This window comes from Gilvibacter sp. CC01, assembly GCF_055755295.1.
In genome coordinates this window covers 2,450,372-2,470,187 of the sequence record NZ_CM146909.1, presented here as the reverse complement: position 1 = coordinate 2,470,187, position 19,816 = coordinate 2,450,372, and the positions used below count along the sequence as shown (strand labels likewise).

Sequence of the window (19,816 nt, the reverse complement as noted above, 5' to 3'; positions counted from 1 at the left end):
GTGCATATAATCGAATCCGCCTAAAATAAGCTCTTGCAAAATCAGGGGGGAGTTCTTATCTTAACAGTATATTTTTCCTTGAACCTTAACATTGAAAGACATGTCTGACCCAAAAGACCAGCCCGATTTACCCGCAGAAGATCCAAAAGCTCAAGCCGCTCAAGAATCTCAAGAAGAGGCACAAACCCCTGAAGATTCAATAGTTACGGAATCAGATTCTGACTTAGAGACCACAGAGGATTCTGAAGAGACTGTGAGTTCAGACGATTCAGACCATGACGAATCCGATTCAGAAGAGGAACTTCCAGATTACGACGAACTGGACCCTCAAGGCATGGTCAGCGCTTTTGAAGAACTTTTAAAGAGTGGCAAGGTAGCTTCAATTAAACCCAAGGTGGAGGCTTTAAAGGAAGCATTCAACACACAATTTCAAGAAGCTTTTGAAAAACAAAAAGAAGCCTTTTTGGCCGAGGGTGGAAATATTGTGGACTTTCATTATTCAACTCCGGAAAAGAAAGCCTTCAGCACCCTAATTTTCAACTACAAGGAAAAGCTCAACAACCACTATAAAAACTTAAAAAAGGACCTGCAAGCGAATCTCGACAAGCGCCTGGAACTTATAGAGGAACTTAAAGGATTGTTGGCTATCGACGAGAATATCAACACTACCTACAAGCACTTTAAAGACATCCAAGACCGCTGGAGAGAGGCCGGACCTATTCAACGCGATAAGTACAACACCGTTTGGAATACCTATCACCACCACGTTGAGAATTTTTACGATTTCTTACACCTGAACCGAGAGTTCAGGGATATGGACTTTAAGCACAACCTGGATCAGAAGCTTAAGATCATTACGCGGGCAGAAGAACTGGCGCAAGAAGCCGATGTTTCTAAGGCCTTTAGAGAGCTGCAAATGCTACACAAGGTTTGGAAAGAGGAACTGGGTCCTGTAGCCAAACAATATAGAGATGAGGTCTGGGAGAAGTTCAGCGCTGCAACCAAGGTCATTCACGACAAGCGGGTCGCTGCGCAGCAGGAAATGGAGAAATCCTATGAAAACAACTATTTGCAAAAGCAAGAGGTCATAAACAGTATCAAAGAGGCAACTGCACAAGTAAAACCTACGCATCAAGCCTGGCAACAAGCCATAAGAAAAGTACAAGATCTGAGAAATCTGTTTTTCGAGATCGGTAAGGTTCCGCGCGAAAAGAATCAAGAGATCTGGGATACTTTTAAAGCCACCACGCGCGATTTCAACAAACACAAGAACGACTTCTACAAGCAGCAAAAGAAGCAACAGTATACCAATCTGGAAAAGAAGCTGGAACTTATCGCTACGGCAGAAAAACATAAAGATTCCGACAATTTCGAGGAAGTAACTCCAATAATGAAGCGTATCCAGACAGAATGGAAACAGATCGGGCACGTACCACGCAAGGATAGCGATCGGATTTGGAGCGAATTTAAAGCAGCTTGCAACCACTATTTTGACCGCTTGCACAACAAACGCAACGCTGCCAATAAAGAGGAGGTTGAAGCCTTTGAGAAGAAAAAGGCATTGTTGGACAAATTGTCAGGATTCAAAGCCTCCAAGGATGCAGAAAAAGACCTTGCGAGCCTAAAAACGCTTTTAGAAGATTGGAAAGCCGCCGGGCGTGTACCTTTTAATAAGAAGAATATAGAGTCGAAGTTCCAAAAGTCTTTAAATCAAGCCTTTGGTGCCTTAAACATGGATAAAATGGACGCCGAGATGATCAAATACGACGCCAAACTGGAATCGCTTAAATCCAATAATGATCCGCGTAAACTCAACAACGAAAAGATCTACGTGAGCAAAAAGATCGACGAGGTGGTGCAAGAGATCAATCAATTGGAAAATAATTTAGGATTTTTCCAGAATAGCGATGCGTCCAACCCACTTTTTACGGAGGTTCAAAACAATATTGATAAGCACAAAGAAAATTTAGAGTTATGGCGTGCTAAGTTGAATAAGCTCAGAGCCTTGGATTGAATTTGACCTGCCCGCTCTGTCATAGTAAAGACGCACTACCGTTCTTCAAGGACGGCTTGAATCATTTCTGGCAGTGTAAAAATTGCTCCGGACTTTACAGAGATCCGGCCAACTTACCCAAGCCAGCAGAAGAAAAGGCACGATATCTTACCCACAATAACGATGTGAATGACCCTGGGTATCGAAAATTTGTCAGCTCCATAGTAAATTATGTCCTATCTAATTTTAGTACCCAAAGCAAAGGGCTCGATTACGGCGCTGGAACTGGACCTGTAGCTGCAGTAATGCTAGAGGAAGCAGGATATTCGATAAGTTTATACGATCCGTTCTTTCACCCGCAGACCTCCCCGCTTGACCACAGCTATGATTTTATAATCTGTTGCGAGGTCATGGAACATTTTCAAGATCCAAAAATAGAATTTGAGAAGCTTTACGCCTTGTTGAATCCGGGAGGGGCACTAATCTGCAAGACCGACCTCTATGCAGCAAACATCGACTTTAAAAAATGGTATTATAAGAACGACCCTACCCATGTTTTCATTTACCATAAAAATAGTGTGGAGCAGCTTGCCGCTTCCCAAGGATATGAACTCAACTTTCTAGACGAAAGAACAGTTGTCTTTAAGCGTCCCGCTTAGCTTGTTCCCAAATAAGGTCCATCTCATCTAATGACATCTCCGACAGACTTTTGTTTTGGGCCGCTGCTACTTTTTCTAAGAATTGAAAACGTTTGCTGAATTTCTTGTTGGTGCGCTCTAAAGCGCTCTCCGGGTCGATCTTTAAAAAGCGGGCGTAGTTGATCATAGAAAAGAGCACATCTCCAAACTCCGCTTCCATAGCCGTTTTATCACCCTTATCTACCTCGTGCTGAAACTCCGCGAGCTCTTCCTGTAGTTTTTCAAAAACCTGATGCGGAGCTTCCCAGTCAAAACCGACTCCGGCTACCTTGTCTTGAATTCGGTTGGCTTTAACCATCGCAGGCAGGGATTTAGGAACTCCCTCCAAAACACTCTTTTTCCCTTCTTTTAATTTGAGCTTTTCCCAATTCTGCTTCACTTCTTCTTCATTGGCCACTTCTATATCGCCATAGATGTGCGGATGCCTGTTTATAAGCTTTTCTGAGATCGCGTGAGCAACATCGGCTATATCAAAGGCCTTTTTCTCACTCCCGATCTTGGCGTAAAAGAAAATATGTAAAAGCAGATCTCCAAGTTCACCACGCACTCCCTCCAAGTCCTTATCTAATATAGCATCGCCGAGTTCATAGGTTTCTTCTATGGTCAAATGGCGTAGCGACTCCATGGTCTGCTTCCTGTCCCAAGGGCACTGCTCGCGCAGCTCATCCATTATGGTTAATAATCGGTTTAAAGCCTGGAGTTGATCTTGACGTGAGTTCATGGTATAAGATGAGTAGAAACAAATTTAATTAATAAGGGGAGCACTCCAATGATTAAATTTCTTTTACCAAAGCGAAGCCGTTGATTTAAACAGAAAATTTTTGTTTACATGATTAACCGGAAAACTAAAATTTTCAATTAAATAAAAATAGCCATCACGTAGATGGCTATGGAAAGATTTTATTAAAAGATTTTAACTTATTCTTCTTCATCTGCAGCGAAAGAAGTATGCCCATTCTTCTGTAAAAGATTGTACCACTGCACCACTTTTTTGATGTCACTGGCATAGACACGATCTTCATCATAGTCTGGAAGCACTTCAAAAAAATAAGCTTCTAGTTCATCTTTAGAGCTTTTATGGCTGATGGCTTCTCCTCCATTTTCTTTATTGCTGATCTTTTCAAATACCTCCGCTAAAGGCACCTCCTCTGACAAGGTGTAAATAGCGATCTCTGAGAGCAAGCTCACGTTATGACGCGCGCTTACGCTTAAGGTTTTACCATCTGCTAAAGACTGTGCTAAAAAACCGGTACGGGTTTGGGTTTTCAATTCGTAAAGTCCCGGTTTGCCAGAAATGGCCATGATCTTTTCTAAACTCATAGTAAAGGCTAAATTTTGGCTGCAAATTAAAGGGCTTTCCCTTTAACAGACAAACCTCTTAACGTTTCTTTTTTTGATTTGGGAATCGCATTCGGTAGTCAATACTGACCTTCCCCTTGCTGATGTTATTGAGCTTACCTTTTATGAGGCGTTTTTTTAAGGGCGAAAGTTTATCTGTGAATAAGATTCCTTCTATATGATCGTATTCGTGTTGAATGATTCGCGCCGCAATGCCGCTATAAGTCTCGGTGTGTTCTTTAAAATTCTCGTCTTGATATTTTATGGTGATAGTATCCTGTCGGAATACATCTTCTCGGATATCCGGAATGCTTAAACAACCTTCGTTAAAAGCCCATTCATCTCCTGTTTCTTCTATGATCTCGGCATTGATAAACACCTTCTTAAAGGTGGAAAGCATTTTTCTTTCTTCTTCGGAGAGGTCTTCGTCATCTTCAAAAGGAGTTGCATCGACCAAAAATATGCGGATTGCCCGACCTATCTGGGGAGCTGCCAACCCTATACCGTGGGCCCCATACATGGTTTCGAACATATTCTCTAATAAGACATCGAGCTCCGGATAGTCCTTATCAATGTTGACCGCTTTTTTTCGCAAAACGGGATCGCCGTATGCCACTATAGGTAAAATCATAAATGGTATTCTAAATAGTCTTGTAATATAATGGTTGCACTCACTTGGTCAACCATTGCTTTGTTCTGGCGTTGTTTTTTAGACAAGCCGCCGTCTATCATGGCTCTAAAAGCCATTTTACTGGTGAACCGCTCATCCACTCTTTGTACGTCCAAGTCGGGAAAAGACAGACGCAGCTTCTCAATAAAAACGAGGATCTCACTTTCAATGTCCGAAAAACTGCCGTCATGTCGCTTGGGTTGCCCCAATACAATTAGATCTACTTCCTCAACTTTAAAATACTCCTGTAAATAGGGTATCAAGTCTGGGGTCGCGACGGTGGTTAATCCCGAGGCGATCAATCGCAGCGGATCTGTAACTGCTAATCCGCAGCGTTTGCTTCCGTAGTCTATGGCAATAATTCTTGGCATCTACGCTGCAAAAATACGGGATTCGCCAATAGTAGCAAACAATCCGCAACTATTCCGAGACAGCTTATTATCTTTGTCAAAAAAACAACCATGGAGCACTTAAGACCGCTAATTGAACAAGCTTGGGAAGATAGATCCCTCTTGCAAAACCCTGAAACCATAGCAGCAATCCGAGAGGTGATCAACCATTTGGACAGTGGAAAACTGCGTTGCGCCTCTCCAACAGCATCAGGTTGGCAGGTAAACGAATGGGTTAAAAAAGCGGTAGTACTCTATTTCCCTATCCAGAAAATGGAAACCTTAGAGGCTGGAATTTTTGAATACCACGACAAAATGCCACTCAAAAGAGGTTATGAAGAAAAAGGAATTCGCGTGGTGCCCAATGCTGTTGCCAGACATGGAGCCTATATTTCCAAAGGCGTGATCATGATGCCGAGCTATGTGAATATTGGCGCCTATGTGGACGCCGGAACCATGGTAGATACTTGGGCTACCGTTGGAAGCTGTGCACAGATCGGGAAAGATGTTCACCTTAGTGGTGGCGTTGGTATTGGTGGGGTATTGGAGCCCTTGCAAGCTGCTCCTGTAATAATCGAAGACAACGCTTTTATCGGTTCCCGAAGCATAGTGGTAGAAGGTGTTCGCGTTGAGCGAGAAGCTGTTCTTGGAGCAAATGTGGTAGTTACAGCCTCTACCAAGATCATCGATGTGACCGGAAGCGAGCCCAAGGAGTACAAAGGTGTGATCCCGGCCAGATCGGTTGTAATTCCGGGGAGTTACACTAAGAAATTCCCAGCTGGGGAATACCAAGTATCTTGTGCACTGATTATTGGTCAACGCAAAGAGAGCACCAATAAAAAGACCTCATTAAACGACGCCCTACGCACCTATGACGTAGCCGTCTAGTAAAAGAATGATTTGAATAAGATCCTTGTAATACAGCACAAAATGATCGGAGACGTACTCACGTCTACGGTTCTTTTTGAGTTGTTACGCAAGCAATATCCTGCCACCACCTTACACTATTTGATAAACACGAATACTCAGGCCGTGGTAGTGAACAATCCCTTTATAGACAAGCTACATCTCTTCGATCCGAAGAAAGCCAAGCAAAAAAGATATTACCGGAGCTTTACTGAAGGACTTCAAGCCGAGAATTTCGATCTGGTCATAGACGTTTATGCTAAACTCAGATCGGCACGGCTGAGTAGAAAACTAAAGCCAAATGATAGTGTGTCCTACCGCAAATGGTACACCAAACGGGCATACAAACGAACGGTAAAACCATTAAGTCACACTACAAAAGACGAAGGTCTCGCTTTGGTAAACCGGGTGCTTTTGCTAGAGGCTTTGGACTTTCAAGACCTGATTATCCCTCGCCCAAAGATCTATATAGGCGAAACCGAAAAGAATCTCGCTCTGGCTCAAATAAGGCAAGCGCAGCTGAGCCCAAAAGCTAAAGTTTTTATGATAGCTGCTTTTGGAAGCAGTCCAGATAAGACTTATCCGCTGCCATATATGGCCAAAGTACTGGATGAACTTGTAACACGCACTCAGGCCCATTTATTGTTCAATTATTTACCCGAGCAACGCCCGCAATTGGATGAATTGATAAAGCTATGCAAACCCAATACTCAAAGTCATTTAAGACCCGACATTTACGGTAAAGGTTTGCGGGAATTCCTCGCGTTGGCCTCATGTTGCACTGCAGTGATCGGTAATGAAGGAGGCGCAGTGAATATGGGTAAGGCCCTTGAACTCCCTACTTTTTCGATCTTTTCTCCATGGATCCTCAAATCGGCTTGGAACAGTTATGAAGCAGATGGCGAAAATCGCTCGGTTCATTTGGCAGATCTACATCCGGACTTGTACCGTCAACATCCGAAGAAGTATAAAAAACAAGCCACTTCCTACTACGCAAAGTTGGATCCTGAATTTGTTATAGAAAAAATGATCGCCTTTTTAGATCATCACGATTTTTCGGTGTCTAAACCGTAAGAGGTACGCACTAATTTTTCAGTTTTGGTACGCTTGCGAATAGCCGCATTCTTACTGAGCATCTCTGGTTTTACATAACCTCTAGGATGATCCAAATGCACACAAATTGCCGAATAACGCAATTGTTTGGCTTTTATTCCGGCGTTGAAAAGGCGCTCTCCTAGCTCCCTGTCCTCGCCCCCGTATTGCATGCGCTCATCGAAACCATTTGCTGCGACTATATCACTGCGCCAACCAGAAGAATTGTGGCCGTTCCAGGTGGCCTCTGTTGGAGTGATCCAGTTCAAGAATTTTTGCTTAAGCGAACTTTGGGTAAGCTTGTTGTTTTTAAAAGAAGTTTTTAATCCGCGCTGCTTAAGCCAAGACAGTTCAAAGCAATTTTGTGCTTCGATATCGCTTTTAGAAATGGCCTTTGAAATGTCCATGGGAAGCTTAAAATAACCTCCAGAAAGGAAAAATCCCGGCTCCATATGCTTAGCATGCACAGAGAGAAAATCTTTTCGAGGAATACAATCGCCGTCAGAGAACAAGAGGTAATCTGCCTGAGCTACTTTTATAGCCTCATTCAAGATGATCGTTTTCTGAAAGCCATTATCAGGATGCCACACATGTTGTAATGGGAACGGCAATTCAGGAGTCATTTGCTCGATTTTGGCTCTGGTAGCTTCGGTTGAACCATCGTCTGCAATTACAACCTCAAAATCTGTGAATTCTTGTTGCGCGTATCCCCAAAGCACTTTTTCCAACCATTCCGGTTGGTTATAGGTACTGAGGATGACTGAAATCTGAGGTTTTGACATAGTTTCTGCTAAGAGCGCTGTGCATTTCAGTTGCAAACGCTACCTTTGAACGGCTCAAAAGTACGTAATTTTCATGCGAAAACTTTCTGCACTACTCATTGTCAAGAATGAAAGTAAACATCTGCCAGAGGTAATAGACAGTATCACCTTTGCCGATGAGATCATTGCTGTTGATTCTTTTAGCGACGATGGTACTTTTGAGATCTTGCAGGCCGATCCTCGGGTGCGCGTGGTTCAAAATACCTTTATCGATTATCCCATCCAACGCAATTTCTGTTTGGACCTAGCCAGCAACGACTGGGTATTGTTTATTGATGCAGACGAACGTGTTTCTGCGTCCCTATCGGCAGAAATAAAAGAGCTACTTGCCCAAAAGGAACTCGCCAACGGATATCAGATCTACCGGCAGTTCTATTACAAGCGTAAAAAATTGAATTTTAGCGGCCTGCAAACAGATAAAGCACTCCGACTGTTTGACAAAACCAAAGGCCGATATAAAAGCGAAAAGATAGTCCACGAAACCTTGGACATTGCGCCTCCTATTGGAATTCTAAAGCACAAATTAGATCATTACTTCTTTGACGATTATCAGGTTTATCGTTCTAAAATGATCACTTACGGTAAAATGAGAGGTAAGGAATTATATCATCGCGGAAAGCGCTATACCCTACTTAAGCACTATTTAAAATCGGCTTACAAGTTCTTGAATCACTATATTATTCGTTTAGGTATTTTAGACGGCAAGCGCGGCTTTATAGTTTCTAAACTAAATGCTTTAAGCGTATGGGAACGTTATAAAGAATTGCGACGATTAACGCTTGCGCCAAAAGAGTAACTTTTTCTTTAGGCGTTGTTTTCTGTGATACTTCTCTTGAAAATGACTCACGTGGCCCCACATGGCAGTAAAGGTTTGGTGCTGGTCGTAACCTGCCAAGGTTGCATACTCTTCGCTCATAACTCGGACCATATCCTTTACAGGAGTTAAACGAGAAAAATTATAGATGCGCTCCGCCTGGGTGAGTGATTTAAACTCCATTCTGTTCAAGTCTACCAAATAGAAATTATATCCGTCACTTGTCTTTTTGATCAAGGTGTTTCCAGGAGAGTGATCTTTAAACAAGACGCCATTTTCATGAAGCTCAAAGGTAAAGCGGGTAAAGGCTCTTAAGATCTGTTCGTGCTCCGGATAATTCGGATCGTGCACCAATTCGCGGTAGGTCAGATCACAGTTTAAGTGTTCGCTCAAATAATAGCTATCCTTTAGTCCGTTCCACTTTTTATTCTCGGCATAGGCAATTGGTCTTGGTGTTCCCAAACCCATAGCCAGTAATTTCTCTGCATACCGAAAAGAACGTTCTGCCTTAGAAGGTCTTAGATAGCGATAAACCCAGGTGTTAAGCGCATTTGGATTCTTAAAACGCTTCACATTGACCTTCATGCCCAAGGTGTCAAAAAGACGGATCTCATTGCGTTCGCCATCACCGAACAATTCACCTTCTTGGTCAAACTTAAGCACACAAGCCAAAACGGCTTGATGCTGTTCTACAAAAGCCTCGGCAATTTGAAAATCGTAATGAAAGGACTGCTTCATCTGCTGCAAAAATACACTTATAATTCTTTAGAACTGCAGCAAATCAAATACCTTTGTAAAAACTCAGAAAGCCCGAATTAAATGCCCAAACGCATCTTTTTAGAAATGCACAATCTCAAAAATCCGTATACGGGTTTTGGGCAGTTCAATTTGCATTTGCTACGCGGGATCCAAGCCAATAACGACCAGGATTTGCGATTTGTGGTTCACGCCCAATACCTCAAGCCGCTCAAAGAAGAATTCGGTAACTTTTTTGACTACAAATACTATCTGGGGCTACGCCGGTACGATTGGGCACGTATTAGAACTAAATACGAGCTATGGCATTCTGTTAACCAGAACACCAAAGTAGAACCCAAACGAGACCTGCCGTACGTTTTAACGATTCACGATGTAAATTTTATTGAGGAAATCTCTTCGGATCTGAACCATTCGAGAAACTTGAGATTCAAAGAAAAACTAGCTAGAGCAAGCGCGATCACCTATATCTCTGATTTTGCCAAACAGAGCGCTCACCAGCATTTCGATATGCCTAAGGTGCCCGAATACGTGATCTTAAACGGTAACCCCACAGAAAAGCTGTTGGACTTATCCAGCTATACGCCAACAACTCAGCTAAAGGGTAAATATTTGTTCACTTTGGGTGATTTTTGGGAACGCAAGAATTTTCACCTCTTAGTGGAGATGCTTGTGCATTTGCCCGAGCATCAATTGGTTATCGGGGGAAACGACTCCAGACCTTATGGTGAAAAGGTGCGAGCAACCATTGCAAAACACAGACTAGAAAACCGAGTGATCTTAGCGGGACGCGTAGGAGATGCTGAAAAACAATACCTGCTCGCGAATTGCGAGGCCTTTCTATTTGCCAGTTTACGGGAAGGTTTCGGCTTACCTCCTATCGAGGCTATGAAATTTGGCAAGCCTGTATTTCTTGCTCATAGAACTTCTTTACCAGAAGTTGGTGGCGAGGTTGCCTATTATTGGCACGATCTAAATCCGCAGCAAATGGCAGCAATATTTAAAGAAGGGATGGCCGATTATCACAGGGATCCAGAGGAAAAAAGTAAAGCTTTAAAAGCGCAAGCAGACAGTTTTAATTGGAAAACTGCTGCAGCAGCATACATTGACGTTTATAAATCTTTGTTGTAAAATGACGGCAGAAGTTAATAAGACCTACGAAATTGTAAAACGCGGCGGAACCATTGCTTACCCAACAGATACGGTTTGGGGTCTCGGTTGTGATGCCACCAATTTTGACAGTGTGGAACGTGTATTTGAGATTAAAAAGCGTCCTGCAGAAAAAAGCATGATCTGTTTGGTAGACTCCCTGCGTATGCTCAATGAATACTTTGAAAACCTTCCGGAAACGGCTTTTCAGATTTTAAAATATGCCGATAAGCCGACCACCTTGATCCTAGACAACGCAATCAGAGTATCTGAAAATGTTATTGCTCCAGACGGAAGTTTGGGTGTACGTGTTGTGAACGATGCCTTTTGTAAGGCGCTTATCAGAAAACTAAAGCGTCCTTTAGTGTCTACCTCGGCCAATATCAGTGGGGAACCCACGGCTAAGACCTTCTCAGAAATCAATCCGTTAATTTTGGAGGGCGTAGACTATGTCGTAAATTTGCACCGCGATAGAAAAGCGGCCAAACCCTCCAGTATTATTAAGCTGAGTGTGGATGGAGCCGTGAAGGTGATCCGACAATAAATGCAGGCTAAAACCCACTTTAAAGAGGCGCTAGACGCTCCGATTTTTAAGACCCTTTCTGAGGTTGCTGATCAGTTGAATCTGGAGGCCTATGTGATTGGGGGTTATGTGCGTGATTTCTTTTTAGATCGCGGTACCCATAAGGATATCGATGTGGTAGCAATTGGCAGTGGAATAGCGTTGGCCAAAGCCGTTGCCAAAGCCTTACCCGAGAACCCAAAAGTATCGATCTTTAAGACCTATGGTACGGCCATGATCCAACATGAAGATATACAGTTGGAATTTGTTGGAGCCCGTAAAGAATCTTACACCGAAGATTCGCGGAATCCGGCCGTAGAGAATGGAACTTTAGAGGACGACCAGAACCGTCGTGATTTTACCATTAACGCTTTAGCTTTGGGCCTTAACGGGGACCGTTTTGGTCAATTATTAGACCCTTTTAATGGTCTGGAGGATCTTGAGAACAAGCTGATCAGAACACCTTTAGATCCTAAAGTAACTTACAGTGATGACCCTTTGCGCATGTTGCGTGCCATACGTTTTGCGAATCAACTGAATTTTGAGATCCAACAGGATTCCTTAGCTGCTATTACAGCACAAAATGAGCGAATTGGCATTATTTCTAAGGAGCGCGTGGTAGAAGAGCTCAACAAGATCTTGATGAGCGATAAACCTTCTGTGGGATTCGGGCTTTTACACCAGACCGGACTGCTTAAACACATACTCCCAGAGCTTCTCGCTTTAGAAGGTATTGACGAGGTAGAAGGTCAGCGTCACAAAGACAATTTTTGGCACACCTTGGAAGTGGTTGATAATATTGCTCAATCGACAGACAACCTCTGGTTGCGCTGGGCAGCGCTGCTTCACGATATTGGTAAGGCTCCCACCAAGAAGTTCAATCAAAAACAAGGTTGGACCTTTCACGGGCACGAATTTGTAGGTTCTAAAATGGTCTACAAGCTCTTTAAACGCCTACGCATGCCTTTGAACGAAAAGATGAAGTACGTGCAAAACATGGTTCGGATGAGCTCCCGCCCTATCGTTTTAGCAACAGAAGTTACCGATAGCGCGGTACGCCGCTTGATCTTTGATGCAGGCGATCACGTAGAAGATCTAATGACTTTGTGCGAAGCAGACATCACCACCAAGAATCCGAAGAAATTCAAACGCTACCACAACAACTTTAAAAAGGTGCGCGACAAGATCGTCACCGTAGAAGAAAAGGACCACGTTCGGAATTTTCAGCCTCCGGTGAGTGGTGAGGAGATCATGGAAACTTTTGGTTTACCGCCTTCTAAGGAGATCGGTATTATTAAAGAAGCTATTAAAGAAGCTATTTTAGATGGGGTTATCCCAAACGAATACGAAGCCGCCAAAGTGTTCATGCTAGAAAAAGGCAAGTCCTTGAATTTAAAACCGCAATAGGATGTTTGTACGATTTGTTAGAATATCGCTGATCTTGATCTACCTGGTTATCATAGCCGGGGCTGTGGTGCGGATGACAGGAAGCGGTATGGGCTGTCCGGACTGGCCCAAATGTTTTGGTTATTATATACCTCCTGCGGAAGAAGCCACCCTGCTTTGGGCACCCGACAGGGAGTTTAAAAAGGGCCAAGTGATCATCAAAGACGAGGCACTTGAGGTTGCTAAAGCCGACTTTACAACTAGTGATACTTACTCCGCAGCAAACTGGGAAGCCTATACCGAGCATGACTATGCCATATTTAACGTTTGGCATACCTGGATAGAATATATAAACCGGTTGTTAGGAGCGCTCTCCGGCCTAGCTATTCTTATCATGGCCATACTCTCCATTTGGAAATGGAAACAAAACAAATGGCTCACTATCTTATCATGGCTCAGTGTCTTTATGATCGGGTTTCAAGGTTGGTTAGGAGCTACGGTGGTTTACTCTGTCTTAGCGCCTGTGCGTATTACCATTCATATGGTAATGGCATTATTGATCGTTTTGGTGTTGTTGCTGATTCTGCGTCAGGCAAGTGGCAAACAGCGGCCTCAAGGTGTCACAACTGGGTTCAAAACGCTATTGTGGGCTGCCTTAGGATTAACCTTAGTACAAATAGTATTGGGTACACAGGTGCGCCAATTTGTGGACGATCAGGTAAAAGTTGTCGGTTATGAGGCCAAGGAGGCTTGGCTTGCCTATCCGGAACTAAGCTTTTACGTTCACCGCTCCTTCTCTATTTTAGTGGTACTGATCAATGTACTGCTCTGGCGTGGCAATCAAAAGAACGGCTACGGCCTGTACGGCATGAATGGTATACTGGCAATTCTAGGTGTAGAAGTACTCACGGGAATCGCGATGTATTATTTTGACTTTCCATTTTTGACACAGCCGATCCACTTGGTTTTTGCTGCTGTTTTATTCGGCTTGCAATCCTATTTGATTTTACAGGTTTTGATCCCGAAGAAAACGGTGAAAATATCTTAATTTTACGGCCTTATGGTTTTTAGATTCAGAATCATTTTAGATACCCAAGAAGACGTCTTTAGAGATCTAGAGATCTTGCAAGACGCCACTATGGAGGACTTTCACAACGCCATTACTCAAGCCTTTGGTTTTGGTGGTCAGGAAATGGCCTCTTTTTACCTCAGTGACGATCAGTGGGAACAAGGCGAAGAGATCGCGCTTTTTGACATGTCAGAAGGCCCCGAGCCTACTCGTATCATGGCCGAAACTTTGCTAGAAGACGTTTTAAACGAAGATCAGACCAAAATGATCTACGTTTACGATTTTCTTTCCATGTGGACCTTTTTGGTGGAATTGGCCGAGATTGCCGAACCCCAACCGGGAATGCAGTATCCCAACCTGATGTATGTACACGGCGAATTGCCAGAAGAAGCGCCAGACAAGGAATTCGTTGGAGAATCCATGGAAGGCGACCTGGACGATGACTTGGACTATGAGGACGATGATTTTGACTCTTTAGATATCGATTCCTGGAATTAATTTTCCCTTATTTATGATCAACTTATACAGCGCACAGATCGCTTCCCTAAGCCTGCACCGCGTGGGCAATAAAAGTCGCGCAGAGGGTTTATTCCTCTCCGGAGCACCATGTAAACTCACTGACGAACTCAATCCGTTGATTCGCGAGTTCTTCTTTAAACCTTTTCGAGAAAAGGAGGAGAATTATCTGAGCTTTACCCACGATGTGGATCTGGAATACCACGAACTCTATAAGTTGGTTAAAGAGCTGTTGGCAGACCCTAACAATGCCCATGAGGTAAGCACTAAGATCACTACCCATCTTTACAACCAGAGTGAGCATCCGCATATAAAGAATGGGGAGGTCTATGTGGCCTACTTAGAAAATCTACAGATAAACAACCAAAAAGTAGATGGGGTTGGGATCTTTAAATCGGAATTGAAGCAAGACTTTTTGCAGTTCAATCAAGGTCCGCAGCAATTGGAAATGCAATTGCAACAAGGGATCAATCTCAACAAATTAGACAAGGGTTGTATTGTTTTCAATGTAGAAGAGGAGACTGGATATAAGATCTTAAGTGTAGACAGTAACCGCTATGATGCGCGTTATTGGTTGGAGAGCTTTTTAGGCGTAGAAACCTTAGCCGATGACAACTTCTACACCAAGAAATACTTGAAATTCTGTCAGGATTTTGCCAAAGATGTTGTGTTACCAGCAGAAGACAAACGCGAAGAGGTCTTGTTTATGAACCGTGCGGTAAACCACTTTGCCAAGAACGACCAGTTCGAAGAAACCAAGTTCCTCAACGAAGTGATAGACAATCCGGAGCTGATCCCAGAGTTTAAACACTTCAAAGCAGAACGCGGCCCGAAATACAGCATAGAAGACCTTTCAGATTTTTCCATTGCCAACACGGCTGTAACCGCTGCGCGTAAAAAGATCAAGAATGTGATTCAATTAGACACCAACATTCAGATCAAAATGGATTTTATCAACCCAGAGAGTGCCGATAAATTTGTAGAAAAAGGCTGGGACGAGGAACGCCAGATGTACTATTATCTGGTTTACTTTAACCGAGAGCAAAGCTCCTAGACCTGTCTAAAAATGAATTTTAAAGCCGTGTAACATTTATGGGACTGCTTCGTCTTACAGACATCAGTTTTACTAAACAACCATAAATGCAACCCATCCTAACGCTTACCAATCTCACCAAACGTTTTGGGCCATTGACTGCAGTAAATAACCTCTCTTTTACCATAGAGAAAGGTAATGTTTACGGTATTTTGGGCCCTAACGGAAGTGGAAAATCAACCACACTCGGAATCGTATTGAATGTCGTAAACAGAAGCTCAGGTGACTTTACCTGGTTCGACGGCAACACCTCTACCCACGATGCACTTAAACGCGTGGGCGCTATTATTGAACGTCCAAACTTCTATCCGTACATGAGTGCGGTTCAGAACTTAGCCTTGGTGGCCAAGATCAAAGGAGTTGGCGAAGATAAGATCGAAGAGAAATTAGAATTGGTAGGGCTGCTAGATCGCAAGGATAGTCGCTTTAAAACCTTTTCTTTAGGAATGAAACAACGCCTGGCCATCGCCTCGGCGCTGCTCAACGACCCTGAGATCCTGATCTTAGATGAACCTACTAACGGTTTAGATCCGCAGGGAATTCATCAAATCAGAGAAATTATCAAGAAGATCGCCAAAGGCGGTACTACCATACTTTTGGCCTCTCACCTTTTGGATGAGGTTGAAAAGGTGTGTTCGCACGTAGTGATCTTGCGTAAAGGAGTTTCCCTGTATTCAGGTCCTGTAGAAGGCATGAATGCTAGCCACGGGTTCTTTACTCTGCAAGCTAATGATATGGTTCGCTTACGTGCCTATTTGGAAGGCAATGTTAGTTTCGGAAAAATCAAAGAAGAAGGCGAAAGTCTGGTTGCTTATTTGAACGAGCCATTAGAAGCCAGCATGCTCAACGAAATGTTATTCAAAGAAGGAATTGTGTTGTCTAAACTAGACAAGCGCAAAGAAAGCCTAGAAGAGCAATTCCTAGAATTAACCAACAAAATCGAACAGCATGCTTAGATTACTTCAGATAGAATACCACAAACTCATCCATAACAAATCGGCACGCGTAATCACAGCCGTCTATTTTATATTGATCTCTTTGATGTCGCTACTGGCTTCGATCAAATTCAATTTTGGGAACTTCAGTTTCAGACTGGCCGATCAAGGGATCTTTAACTTCCCCTTCATCTGGCATTTCAATACCTGGATCGCAGCATTGCTAAAAATGTTCCTAGCTATAGTCATCGTCTCTATGATGGCTAATGAATACACCCACAGAACCCTAAAACAAAACCTAATTGACGGTTTGAGCAAGCGCGAGTTCGTCTTGTCTAAGTTCATTACAGTCTTTGTGTTTGCTGCGGTTTCTACGGCTTTCATATTTATCGTATCGCTGATCTTAGGTTTGATTTTTTCTGATTATACCGAGTTCGGGATCATAGTGCGTGACTTAGAATACGTCTTTGCCTATTTCTTGAAACTCTTGGCCTTTTTCTCCTTCTGCTTATTCTTAGGAGTACTTGTCAAGCGATCAGCGTTTGCATTAGGGTTCCTGTTAATATGGTGGATACTTGAAGGAGCGATGTATTTGATTTTGATGACCAAACTACCAGATGGCTCGGATTTACCAGATCAGATCATGCAATTCCTTCCGCTTACGAGTATGCAGAATTTGATCATTGAACCATTCACGCGCTTTAATGCGGTACAATCTGCTGCGACCCAATTGGGGGCCGAATTCACAAAGTCATATGATGTGACCTTATTGAAAGTGGCTATTGTTTCTGCGTGGACCTTCTTATTCAATTATTGGTCCTTACTCATTCTGAAAAAACGAGATTTATAGTATCTTGCTGAGGCTTCCGAACAATCGGAAGGGCAGCTGCCAGTGCGCCGCTGCCTTCACCTCATTGCAATGAAAAAGTTATTTATTTTCGGTCTCTTTTGGCTGCTCTTTGCCCTAAACGTTCAGGCACAGGGAGAAGCAGCGAATTGGTATTTTGGAGATCGGGCTGGGCTTAATTTCAATACTAGTCCACCAACGCCCTTGACAGACGGAGCCTTAGAAACTTTAGAAGGCTGTGCAACAATAAGCGACAGTGCCGGAAACTTACTTTTTTACACCAATGGAACTCTGGTCTGGAACCGAGACCATCAGGTTATGCCCAATGGGACAGGCCTTTTAGGAGAAGATACTTCTACCCAATCGGCTATCATAGTACCCAATCCGCAGCAAGCCAATATCTATTACATATTTACGGTAGATGGCTTGTTTCCTGGGGAGAACGATCCTGCTGCACTTCGCGGATTGAACTATTCCACCGTAGACATGAATTTAGATGGAGGTCTGGGCGATGTTGTTGCGGCAGAGAAGAATATCAATCTGCTGCCAACCAATTCGGAGAAGATCACTGCGGTGCGCAATGCCGACTGTGAATCCATTTGGGTCATTACGCATTTTGTAGACCGATTCTATGCTTACGATGTGAGCGGAGCCGGCGTTAACACAACGCCTGTTGAATCGTTGGTAGAACCAGAAGTTCCTCTTATTGGCTATCGAGACAACGCTTTAGGTTACTTAAAATCCAGCCCGGATGGTAGTAAACTTGCCATTGCTCACGCTACCTTGAATGAGAACCCTGCAAGTGATGCTGGTTCACCAGGAGCGCTCTTGGTCTATGATTTTGATACAGCAACGGGAGTTGCCTCCGGCGGGCTTGATCTGGATGTAAATGGAAACTCGCCTTATGGGGTGGAATTCTCTCCGGATTCCAATTTAGTTTATACTTGCGCTGGCGTTTATGATACTGATGGCTTTGCTTTTGGTGAGGTCTACCAATTCGACCTTTCGGCTACAGATCCATCGGCTACCAGAACGGTATTGAGCACTAATGACAATTCCACAGGTGCTTTACAATTGGGTATCGATGGGCGAATCTATCGGGTGATCTTGAACCAAGCCTCCTTAGATGTTATCAATGATCCCAACACGGCTGGTACAGGAGCCAATTATCAGCGAGCAGCGGTATCGCTCGGCGGAAGGACTGGAAATTTTGGTTTGCCTCCGTTTATTCAATCATTGTTTCTCAATACCGTAGATATTATTCAGAACGGTGAATCTGCCACCACCTTAAACCTTTGCGAAGGCGACAGCTTTACGCTAGTGGCTCCAGATATTCCCGGAGCGACCTATGTTTGGACCAGAGATGAGGTGCTTCTACCAGAAACCGATTTTGATCTTGTGGTGAGTACCACAGGTGTGTATCGTGTAGAGATAGACCCTATGAATGGCGAATGTCCAATAATAGGGCAAGCCAATGTGATCATCAACCCACTGCCAGAAGCCTTTGACAGCTTGCTGACCCAATGTGATGCAGACGGCAACAATGATGGCTTTAGTATTTTTAACCTCACAGAAGCCATCCCTGATTTAACGGGAGGTGTTGCTGGTTTGGATGTGAGTTTTCATCAGACCCTATTGCAAGCAGAGAATAACGAATCGCCTTTACCAGAAACTGCTTACGCCAACCTCAGCAATCCGCAAACTATCTTTGCCCGTGTTTTTGATCAGGCGGGATGTGCGAGTATTGCGCAATTAGAATTAGTTGTAGCAGGAACGCAGATAGACAATGTTTTTTTGAGCCAATGTGATGATGCGACTGAGGATGGTATAACTGTCTTCGACCTTGGAGAGGCGGCCGCAATTATCTTAGACGGCTTACCTGCAGATCTCAGCTTGAGCTTCTATGCCACTTTAGAAGATGTCCTAGCAGAGACCAATCCCATCCCAACTTCCTACACCAACCAACAAGCCTACCAGCAAACGGTCTATGCCCGATTGGAGCAAGGTAATGACTGCTTTGGAATTGCTCGGATCTTCTTAAAAGTGTACGAGCTGCCCAATATTGTTACTCAAGATGAGGCCTTGTATTGTCTGAACAGCTTTCCAGATACCATTACCATAGAGGTTGGTCCTATAATTGACGATGACAGCCCCTTGGAAGCATATAGTTATCTGTGGTCTACGGGAGAGATCACTCCCACCATCGCAATCAATGAAGCAGGTATTTACTTTGTGGACATTATTAATCCGGAAGGCTGCTCCAAAAGACGAACCATTACTGTTGTTGGTTCGCGTCCGGCGACCATAGAAAGCATAGTAGTCACAGACCTTTCTGAGACCAATACGCTGATTGTGAATGTTAGCGGTCCGGGAGAATACGAATACGCTTTGAACGACCCGACAGGGCCTTATCAGTTGGAAAACACTTTTACGAACGTCAAACCAGGGGTCTATACTGTATATGTAAGAGATCGATTGGGATGTGGCATTAGTGAAGAAGTAGTTTCTGTGCTTGGATATCCGAATTTCTTCACCCCAAACGGCGATGGCATCAATGACTTTTGGCAGGTTTTGGGAGTGCGTCCTGATTTTGAATCCCAAGCCCAGATCTATATCTACGATCGCTATGGGAAAATGCTGACACGCCTTAATCCCCTTAGTCCAGGTTGGGATGGAATCTACAACGGCAACCCTATGCCGTCTAGCGACTATTGGTTCCGCGTGATCTTTGAAGACGGACGCGAGCTGCGTTCGCACTTTAGTCTCGTCCGCTAAAGAAATA

At 43.7% G+C, this 19,816-nt stretch carries 20 protein-coding genes; 14 read left to right on the top strand and 6 right to left on the bottom strand.

The features are described from left to right. The first annotated feature begins 100 nt into the window (after positions 1-100). Both AC0J2F_RS11675 and AC0J2F_RS11670 read left to right on the top strand, forming a co-directional pair. Positions 101-2,014, top strand: coding sequence for a DUF349 domain-containing protein (locus tag AC0J2F_RS11675; RefSeq protein ID WP_473007798.1), 1,914 nt, complete (start codon positions 101-103; stop codon positions 2,012-2,014). After that, entirely contained in the window at positions 2,011-2,652 is a 642-nt protein-coding gene (locus AC0J2F_RS11670; protein WP_473007797.1) for a class I SAM-dependent methyltransferase, read from the top strand. The genes AC0J2F_RS11675 and AC0J2F_RS11670 overlap by 4 nt, the downstream gene beginning before the upstream one ends. On the opposite strand, the gene mazG is transcribed toward AC0J2F_RS11670, so the two are convergent. From mazG to ruvX, 4 genes are all read right to left on the bottom strand, one after another. Beyond that, positions 2,636-3,412 carry a nucleoside triphosphate pyrophosphohydrolase gene (mazG, locus tag AC0J2F_RS11665; protein ID WP_473007796.1) on the bottom strand — a complete coding sequence of 259 codons (777 nt, stop codon included), beginning with the start codon at positions 3,410-3,412 and terminating at the stop codon, positions 2,636-2,638. The genes AC0J2F_RS11670 and mazG overlap by 17 nt on opposite strands. A gap of 197 nt (positions 3,413-3,609) precedes the next feature. Beyond that, on the bottom strand, positions 3,610-4,011 hold the full coding sequence (locus tag AC0J2F_RS11660) for a DUF5606 family protein (protein WP_087522976.1): 402 nt from the start codon (positions 4,009-4,011) through the stop codon (positions 3,610-3,612). A 58-nt stretch (positions 4,012-4,069) separates the two neighbouring features. Continuing rightward, positions 4,070-4,660: a peptide deformylase gene (gene def / locus AC0J2F_RS11655; RefSeq protein WP_473007795.1), complete on the bottom strand. Its 591-nt coding sequence runs from the start codon at positions 4,658-4,660 to the stop codon at positions 4,070-4,072. Next, entirely contained in the window at positions 4,657-5,070 is a 414-nt protein-coding gene (gene ruvX / locus AC0J2F_RS11650; protein ID WP_473007794.1) for a Holliday junction resolvase RuvX, read from the bottom strand. Before ruvX ends, def begins: the two co-directional genes overlap by 4 nt. A gap of 90 nt (positions 5,071-5,160) precedes the next feature. On the opposite strand from ruvX, the gene AC0J2F_RS11645 reads away from it, so the two are divergent. Then, positions 5,161-5,976, top strand: a complete 816-nt coding sequence (locus tag AC0J2F_RS11645; RefSeq protein ID WP_473007793.1) for a 2,3,4,5-tetrahydropyridine-2,6-dicarboxylate N-succinyltransferase — start codon at positions 5,161-5,163, stop codon at positions 5,974-5,976. A gap of 42 nt (positions 5,977-6,018) precedes the next feature. Beyond that, entirely contained in the window at positions 6,019-7,068 is a 1,050-nt protein-coding gene (locus tag AC0J2F_RS11640; protein WP_473007792.1) for a glycosyltransferase family 9 protein, read from the top strand. Here the strand turns inward: AC0J2F_RS11640 and AC0J2F_RS11635 are convergent. Next, positions 7,041-7,868: a glycosyltransferase family 2 protein gene (locus tag AC0J2F_RS11635; RefSeq protein WP_473007791.1), complete on the bottom strand. Its 828-nt coding sequence runs from the start codon at positions 7,866-7,868 to the stop codon at positions 7,041-7,043. The genes AC0J2F_RS11640 and AC0J2F_RS11635 overlap by 28 nt on opposite strands. Before the next feature lie 73 nt (positions 7,869-7,941). On the opposite strand from AC0J2F_RS11635, the gene AC0J2F_RS11630 reads away from it, so the two are divergent. Next, on the top strand, positions 7,942-8,703 hold the full coding sequence (locus AC0J2F_RS11630) for a glycosyltransferase family 2 protein (RefSeq protein WP_473007790.1): 762 nt from the start codon (positions 7,942-7,944) through the stop codon (positions 8,701-8,703). Here AC0J2F_RS11630 and AC0J2F_RS11625 read toward each other — a convergent pair. After that, positions 8,680-9,459, bottom strand: coding sequence for a lipopolysaccharide kinase InaA family protein (locus tag AC0J2F_RS11625; protein WP_473007789.1), 780 nt, complete (start codon positions 9,457-9,459; stop codon positions 8,680-8,682). The two genes, AC0J2F_RS11630 and AC0J2F_RS11625, sit on opposite strands and share 24 nt — an antisense overlap. A gap of 81 nt (positions 9,460-9,540) precedes the next feature. Between AC0J2F_RS11625 and AC0J2F_RS11620 the strand changes: the two genes are divergently transcribed. The 9 genes from AC0J2F_RS11620 (at position 9,541) to AC0J2F_RS11580 (ending at position 19,809) form a co-directional block, all read left to right on the top strand. Beyond that, positions 9,541-10,608: a glycosyltransferase family 4 protein gene (locus tag AC0J2F_RS11620; protein WP_473007788.1), complete on the top strand. Its 1,068-nt coding sequence runs from the start codon at positions 9,541-9,543 to the stop codon at positions 10,606-10,608. A 1-nt stretch (position 10,609) separates the two neighbouring features. Beyond that, entirely contained in the window at positions 10,610-11,170 is a 561-nt protein-coding gene (locus AC0J2F_RS11615; protein WP_473007787.1) for an L-threonylcarbamoyladenylate synthase, read from the top strand. Next, positions 11,171-12,595, top strand: a complete 1,425-nt coding sequence (locus tag AC0J2F_RS11610) for a CCA tRNA nucleotidyltransferase (RefSeq protein ID WP_473007786.1) — start codon at positions 11,171-11,173, stop codon at positions 12,593-12,595. A 1-nt stretch (position 12,596) separates the two neighbouring features. Further along, positions 12,597-13,622 carry a COX15/CtaA family protein gene (locus AC0J2F_RS11605; protein ID WP_473007785.1) on the top strand — a complete coding sequence of 342 codons (1,026 nt, stop codon included), beginning with the start codon at positions 12,597-12,599 and terminating at the stop codon, positions 13,620-13,622. 12 nt (positions 13,623-13,634) lie between these two features. Beyond that, the gene (locus AC0J2F_RS11600) at positions 13,635-14,141 is read left to right on the top strand and encodes an IS1096 element passenger TnpR family protein (RefSeq protein WP_473007784.1); all 507 of its coding nucleotides are present in this window, start codon (positions 13,635-13,637) and stop codon (positions 14,139-14,141) included. 13 nt (positions 14,142-14,154) lie between these two features. Then, positions 14,155-15,213, top strand: a complete 1,059-nt coding sequence (locus AC0J2F_RS11595; RefSeq protein WP_473007783.1) for a nucleoid-associated protein — start codon at positions 14,155-14,157, stop codon at positions 15,211-15,213. Positions 15,214-15,299: 86 nt separating this feature from the next. Then, positions 15,300-16,208, top strand: a complete 909-nt coding sequence (locus tag AC0J2F_RS11590) for an ABC transporter ATP-binding protein (RefSeq protein ID WP_473007782.1) — start codon at positions 15,300-15,302, stop codon at positions 16,206-16,208. Continuing rightward, positions 16,201-17,037 carry an ABC transporter permease gene (locus AC0J2F_RS11585; RefSeq protein WP_374958319.1) on the top strand — a complete coding sequence of 279 codons (837 nt, stop codon included), beginning with the start codon at positions 16,201-16,203 and terminating at the stop codon, positions 17,035-17,037. Before AC0J2F_RS11590 ends, AC0J2F_RS11585 begins: the two co-directional genes overlap by 8 nt. Before the next feature lie 69 nt (positions 17,038-17,106). Beyond that, positions 17,107-19,809 (top strand): T9SS type B sorting domain-containing protein, encoded by a 2,703-nt coding sequence (locus AC0J2F_RS11580; RefSeq protein ID WP_473007781.1) that lies wholly within the window; start codon positions 17,107-17,109, stop codon positions 19,807-19,809. The last annotated feature ends 7 nt before the right edge of the window (positions 19,810-19,816 follow it).

Bases quoted from the DNA above. Each gene is read 5' to 3' on its own strand.
- AC0J2F_RS11675 (WP_473007798.1), top strand. From the start codon at position 101: ATGTCTGACCCAAAAGACCAGCCCGATTTACCCGCAGAAGATCCAAAA.
- mazG (WP_473007796.1), bottom strand. From the start codon at position 3,412: ATGAACTCACGTCAAGATCAACTCCAGGCTTTAAACCGATTATTAACC.
- AC0J2F_RS11660 (WP_087522976.1), bottom strand. From the start codon at position 4,011: ATGAGTTTAGAAAAGATCATGGCCATTTCTGGCAAACCGGGACTTTAC.
- def (WP_473007795.1), bottom strand. From the start codon at position 4,660: ATGATTTTACCTATAGTGGCATACGGCGATCCCGTTTTGCGAAAAAAA.
- ruvX (WP_473007794.1), bottom strand. From the start codon at position 5,070: ATGCCAAGAATTATTGCCATAGACTACGGAAGCAAACGCTGCGGATTA.
- AC0J2F_RS11645 (WP_473007793.1), top strand. From the start codon at position 5,161: ATGGAGCACTTAAGACCGCTAATTGAACAAGCTTGGGAAGATAGATCC.
- AC0J2F_RS11640 (WP_473007792.1), top strand. From the start codon at position 6,019: ATGATCGGAGACGTACTCACGTCTACGGTTCTTTTTGAGTTGTTACGC.
- AC0J2F_RS11635 (WP_473007791.1), bottom strand. From the start codon at position 7,868: ATGTCAAAACCTCAGATTTCAGTCATCCTCAGTACCTATAACCAACCG.
- AC0J2F_RS11630 (WP_473007790.1), top strand. From the start codon at position 7,942: ATGCGAAAACTTTCTGCACTACTCATTGTCAAGAATGAAAGTAAACAT.
- AC0J2F_RS11625 (WP_473007789.1), bottom strand. From the start codon at position 9,459: ATGAAGCAGTCCTTTCATTACGATTTTCAAATTGCCGAGGCTTTTGTA.
- AC0J2F_RS11620 (WP_473007788.1), top strand. From the start codon at position 9,541: ATGCCCAAACGCATCTTTTTAGAAATGCACAATCTCAAAAATCCGTAT.
- AC0J2F_RS11615 (WP_473007787.1), top strand. From the start codon at position 10,610: ATGACGGCAGAAGTTAATAAGACCTACGAAATTGTAAAACGCGGCGGA.
- AC0J2F_RS11610 (WP_473007786.1), top strand. From the start codon at position 11,171: ATGCAGGCTAAAACCCACTTTAAAGAGGCGCTAGACGCTCCGATTTTT.
- AC0J2F_RS11605 (WP_473007785.1), top strand. From the start codon at position 12,597: ATGTTTGTACGATTTGTTAGAATATCGCTGATCTTGATCTACCTGGTT.
- AC0J2F_RS11600 (WP_473007784.1), top strand. From the start codon at position 13,635: ATGGTTTTTAGATTCAGAATCATTTTAGATACCCAAGAAGACGTCTTT.
- AC0J2F_RS11595 (WP_473007783.1), top strand. From the start codon at position 14,155: ATGATCAACTTATACAGCGCACAGATCGCTTCCCTAAGCCTGCACCGC.
- AC0J2F_RS11590 (WP_473007782.1), top strand. From the start codon at position 15,300: ATGCAACCCATCCTAACGCTTACCAATCTCACCAAACGTTTTGGGCCA.
- AC0J2F_RS11585 (WP_374958319.1), top strand. From the start codon at position 16,201: ATGCTTAGATTACTTCAGATAGAATACCACAAACTCATCCATAACAAA.
- AC0J2F_RS11580 (WP_473007781.1), top strand. From the start codon at position 17,107: ATGAAAAAGTTATTTATTTTCGGTCTCTTTTGGCTGCTCTTTGCCCTA.